We start from the raw sequence: 5,090 nt of genomic DNA on the forward strand, positions 1-5,090 counted from the left end.
CGAAAATGCTGTAAAGATACAATTGTATAGTGCAATCATTGCATATTGCTTGGTTGCGATTGTTGAACGAAAAATGAAATTGAATATGGAAATGTATGATTTGTTAAGAATTTTATCTGTCTCATTGCTGGACAGAACCCCTCTCGTAGATTTGCTCGGCAAAAGCGAACCTGCCGAGAAGTTACAAACTGTAAGAGAATTAAGTCTTAAATTTATTTAGTGGACACTAGTGAATCGGAAACAATAAGCCGAAGTACCTCATGCCACATCAATAATGGCCTATGTTAGAATCATAAGAAGGACAGCATCATTCACGCGTGAAGAGAGCGTGGAGAGAGCGTGGAGAGAGCGTGAATACAAGAAAAATATGCCATCGCAAGAATACGAGGGATAAAATCCAATCCCCAATCGACACCTTAGCAGCAATCGGTTGGGGACTGTTATGATTCGTATAAAATCTCTTAAGCCACTACTTGAATAACATATTCTATGGACTTAAACTGATAAATAATCACTCATCATTTCGATTTCGCAGGTACAAAGGTCTCGTAGGTCTGATCATCATAATAAACGCGAATCTCTGTAACCTTGCGCGGTTGTCTGTCAATGTTTTTCATATCACATGCAGAAAAATCCAATCGTGTACTTTTTACACCATGTGAATAACTATGTTGATAAGCCGGTTCTGCACGATCTTGAACTGCAGAATCAAAATCTAATGTTGGCTCCGATGGGGTGGAAGTGGCTGATAAAGAGCTATCGACAGGTTCTGAAGAGGCACCTATATGCATGTCTCCGATACCCATCAACAACCAGTCGGTGTTTATAACAGGTATCTTCTTTTTGATGGCCTCGACAATGTTAAGGGTAGGACGGGTACGTCCATTGAATATACTGCTCAATGTTGCAGCCGACAATCCAACGAAGTCGGCGAACACTTGTTGACTCATATGCTGCTCTTCCATGACGAGCCTGATGCGATCTTTCATCTCCATAAGGTATGATTTTAGTGCAAAATTAGTATTTTGGATTCGGTTTACAAAGGTAAACAGAATTTTTGAGATACACAACAAATGTAGAAGGAATTTGCGTTTTAAAATTATAGCTTTCAAATTCAGAATTTAAAACTCCAAAGCATCGAAGGGGTTGTTTTTAGATTTTGATTTTAAAACCAAAATTTCAAGTACTAAAAGTGATATCCCGCACGATTTTAGCGTTTTTTCTTAACTATATGGCTACTATTGTGTTATTTACGAAAATATGCTCAGAAGAAAGCATCTATGCAATGTTAAGTAGGCAAAAACTACATAATTTTTTATTGGTTCCTTGTTGTATTTTACATAAAATACTGAGTTTAAGCATGTTATTTATATATCTTAATCATGCATAAATATCAATATTGATTTTGATACTGCAAGTTTTATGTTTTAATATTGAAATTCAAACCTCAAAACTGATGGTTAAATTTCGATATTTATGTTTGTAAATTGTAAATTTGAACCAAAATTGCATCATGTTTTGATTTTGATATTTACAAAGCAAAATAAAAATAAACGTTAACGCCAAATTTTGAACTTCCCAAAAACGCAGTTTTTTTTATTTTGGATGAATTGTGAACAGAGGTCTGAAATGCTCAAAAATACGCGATTCTCAGAGGGGAAAAAAGTCAGAAAGATGAGTCAGAATCAACGTTTCAGGCCATTTTTTTATGTATTCAAAAAACTGTGAAATAGAAAAAAAGAGCCTCAAAAAGGCTCTTTTTTAGTGTAAAATATAGAAGATTAACTCCTTTGCAAGCTCTTCCGGAGGCGTATTAGGGTTATCCAGACCTTTGGTTTTTGCGTCAATCTCTCTAATCTTGGAAATTATCTGGAAAACCTTCATTGCGGTATAATTTCGCATACCCGTGATATAGTCGTTAGCCCCCCACGCATTACGCATTTCCAGCCATTGTGCAATAGCATCTCTATTGCCTCGATCTGGACAATAATAGGCAATCATGAGATTTTGGAAATAATTGAAGAGAAATGGGAGAACAGAGTAGAGCCCCCCACTCTTTGGATTGCTGTCAAAATAATTCATTATCTGGTTTGCCTTAAACACATCGCGGTTAATAATAGCATTCTTCAATTCAAACACATTGAAGTCCTTGCTCACCCCTATTTGGTCTTCCACCACCTGAGGTGTTACCCTTCGATTGGATTCAGGCAACGAAACAAGCACCTTATTGAGTTCCCCCACCAATCTATGAAGATCTGCTCCAATATAGTCGGCAATAATTTGAGTTGATTTAGGATCAATGGATGCATTGCGTTCATTAAGATACTTTTCGATGAACGCTGGCAAATCTCGGTCTTTGAGCTTTTGACTCTCAAAAAGCACACCAGCATCACGGATAGCTTTCATATATTCGCGTTTTCGTCCATCCACAGTACCGTTTTTATGGCACATCACAAGAATTGTGGAAGACATGGGTGACTTAAAATAGCGTTCTAACGGCTCAGTATCTTTTACATTCTGTGCCTCTTTAACTATAATGACCTGATGTTCTGCCATCATAGGATAGCGCTTGGCAGCATCTACAATCTGTGCAGCGTTGACATCTGATCCAAACAATACTGTTTGGTTGAAATCACGCTCTTCAGGCAGGAGTGCATTATCAGCAATCCAGTCTGCAATCTTGTCGATATAATAAGCTTCATCACCCATCAGATAATAGACAGGCTTAAACTTACGCGCTTTCAGGTCGCGCATTACATTCTCATAAGTCACTTTCTCTTGTGCCATATTGCTTACAAAGGTACGAATAAGCGAGCGAAAAACCAAATTATATTTTGTTTTTCCGAGCGTGAGTACCTGAGCATCGCAGATGCTGAGGTACGAATAAGCGAGCGAGATCCCCTATTAGGAAAGAATACAACGTACCTTATTTATTACGAAACACGTTCCAGGGCCTTCGTATTCACGATCAAAAGCCAACGTTCCTCCCATTTGTTCTGCAATATGTCGCGCAACAGAAAGTCCAAGTCCAAGTCCTTTCTTAAAGGGATCAATCTTATAGAATTTCTCAAAGATACGTTCACGCAGTTCTTCAGGAATACCTATACCCGTATCACTCATATGAAACTCCACCCATTTCTTATCGGTAGAAAGTTTTGTATGACACCCTACACACTACCGTTTTCTGTGAATTTCAGACTATTGTTTCCCAAGTGCCATAGTATTTTCTTGAGTCCTACAAGATTGTTATGAATCATAAAATCATCGTCCACATCAATTCTATAATGCACCTGCAAACGTCCTTTATCTGCCTGTTCCAATTGGCGAATCATCTCATCACAAACCCTTTTTACATTGATCTCATCGTCGGGAGCATAGTTATGCCGACTCTCTTCGTCAGACAACTCGAGGAGCTCATTAATCAGACTTGTTATCAACTGGGTGTTATCGGTGATTCGTTTCACCACATCTTTTCGCGCCTCAGTACTGAGTGAATAGTCAGGATTTGCCATAACCTGCGAAAATCCCGTAATGATATGAAGTGGTGTGCGCAACTCATGACTGATATGCTTGACAAAAGAATCCTTCATACGAGTACTTTCTTTCGAACGGTCAAGCACTACCAGCAACTGGGCATTTTTCTTATGAATACGGTGCATAAAGAAAACCACAACGGCAACAAGCAACAACATGCACACAATAACCAAAGTAAAAAAAGCATAGATGGTATGTTCCTTGTCCTGTTGTTGTTCCTGTCGTAGCCTATCTATCTGATAGTGTGCATTAAGCTCATTAAGTTGATTACGAGTTTCTATCAGATTTCTCTCATCAACAGAATCCATCACACTTCGCAGGATTACAGCAGTCTTTTCACAATTTCCCATTCGAAAATATATATCTGCCCTTTGTCGCACTACGCGCAGCTGATCACCCATATAATGAAGTAATAGTGAACGGCAGCTATCAGCCATACTATTATAATGAAGGGCTTTCTGATAATCACCTTCATTGATATATAATTCTGCCATACGGTAAAGCACATCACGCCGTACATAATCCGAACGATTACGAGTGATACGCTCGGCTCCTGACAAGATCTTCAATGCTTCTGACACCCGATGTTCTTCTATGAGCACTATAGCGCGCACCAAACAGAAATACACATAGTTGGGTGATTTACTCAAACATTCTTCAGAGACGCCCAATTTCTCCTTATATATATGGCGTATTTGTTGCCAACGTTCCGTAGCATCCTTCAAATCACCATAGAGTTTTTCATCTGCCAATGCCCCACAATAGAATGGATATATACAGATAAGAGCCGCATGATAAGACTCGATATTACTCAAGGTCTGTATGCACTGCTTATAGTTGCGTATAGCCTCTTTGTTTTCACCCATATTACGATATAGGTTTGCCAGTACATACTACGCCAATCCTATGCCATATATATTATTTCTCTTCTTGGCATCTTCATACATATTGCGCACCTCATTCTGCGCTTTACTGCCTTCATTGGCGAAAATAAGGAAATTAGCCCACAGAGACCATGTCGAGTAATAGTAGTTCCAGCTCTTCTGTTGATGCAGGAAGTGGTGTGTCTCAGGAAACACATGCCGCAATGAATCGGCACATCCGTCCTTGAATACATAGTAGTTGACAAGAGCCGCCTTTGCCAAACAGCGCATTGGAATATTATCTTGCAATTCTGGCCCCAGTTCGGGATAACCGAGTGTTTAATACAATATAAATACAGCGTGAATACGCCTCCTCCCCATACCATTAGGAGTGGGTAATAACAGAAGGCTGAAAGAAGTTGATTTGCCCTTAGAATAGTGACAGTTGCTTCGTGTCTTCGATGCAGTATCCTTGCAATGCCTTTGGCTTGTTGTCGAAGAAGCAATATGCTCCCAATGCTGAAATAAGGTTCATGATAAAGTTGCTTACAGATCTATGGCGTGAGTGTACAATCTGTGCCGTATTCTTCAGCATGTCGTTAATGGTTTCGATAATGTATCTCTTGCGCAGCATCATTCTGTCATAGAACGGCATCAGCTTGTTTTTCATGTTTACGCGCAACCCTGTCACCA

5 protein-coding genes and 2 pseudogenes are annotated in these 5,090 nt (G+C 39.3%); 1 reads left to right on the forward strand and 6 read right to left on the reverse strand.

The window, feature by feature from the left end; genetic code table 11:
• Window positions 1-220 (forward strand): annotated as a pseudogene (locus CIK96_RS13365) (IS4 family transposase); the annotation flags it as partial.
• 298 nt (window positions 221-518) lie between these two features.
• Here CIK96_RS13365 and CIK96_RS05645 read toward each other — a convergent pair.
• The 6 genes and pseudogenes from CIK96_RS05645 to CIK96_RS05670 all read right to left on the reverse strand — a co-directional run.
• The gene (locus tag CIK96_RS05645; RefSeq protein ID WP_094389688.1) at window positions 519-989 is read right to left on the reverse strand and encodes a helix-turn-helix domain-containing protein; all 471 of its coding nucleotides are present in this window, start codon (window positions 987-989) and stop codon (window positions 519-521) included.
• A 772-nt stretch (window positions 990-1,761) separates the two neighbouring features.
• Entirely contained in the window at window positions 1,762-2,787 is a 1,026-nt protein-coding gene (gene holA, locus CIK96_RS05650) for a DNA polymerase III subunit delta (protein WP_094433924.1), read from the reverse strand.
• Between the two features lie 117 nt (window positions 2,788-2,904).
• A pseudogene (locus CIK96_RS05655) lies at window positions 2,905-3,144 on the reverse strand (sensor histidine kinase); the annotation flags it as partial.
• A gap of 23 nt (window positions 3,145-3,167) precedes the next feature.
• Window positions 3,168-4,421, reverse strand: coding sequence for a histidine kinase dimerization/phospho-acceptor domain-containing protein (locus tag CIK96_RS05660; protein WP_371592461.1), 1,254 nt, complete (start codon window positions 4,419-4,421; stop codon window positions 3,168-3,170).
• 6 nt (window positions 4,422-4,427) lie between these two features.
• Window positions 4,428-4,688, reverse strand: a complete 261-nt coding sequence (locus CIK96_RS05665) for a hypothetical protein (RefSeq protein ID WP_094440020.1) — start codon at window positions 4,686-4,688, stop codon at window positions 4,428-4,430.
• A gap of 139 nt (window positions 4,689-4,827) precedes the next feature.
• Window positions 4,828-5,090: transposase (locus tag CIK96_RS05670; RefSeq protein WP_216820942.1), on the reverse strand; the 263-nt coding region annotated here is incomplete at its 5' end.

Source organism: Prevotella sp. P4-98 (assembly GCF_002251405.1).
Taxonomy (GTDB): Bacteria; Bacteroidota; Bacteroidia; order Bacteroidales; family Bacteroidaceae; genus Prevotella.

Excerpts from the sequence above, each read along its gene's own strand:
- CIK96_RS05645 (WP_094389688.1), bottom strand. The coding sequence starts at position 989 with ATGAAAGATCGCATCAGGCTCGTCATGGAAGAGCAGCATATGAGTCAA.
- holA (WP_094433924.1), bottom strand. The coding sequence starts at position 2,787 with ATGGCACAAGAGAAAGTGACTTATGAGAATGTAATGCGCGACCTGAAA.
- CIK96_RS05665 (WP_094440020.1), bottom strand. The coding sequence starts at position 4,688 with ATGCGCTGTTTGGCAAAGGCGGCTCTTGTCAACTACTATGTATTCAAG.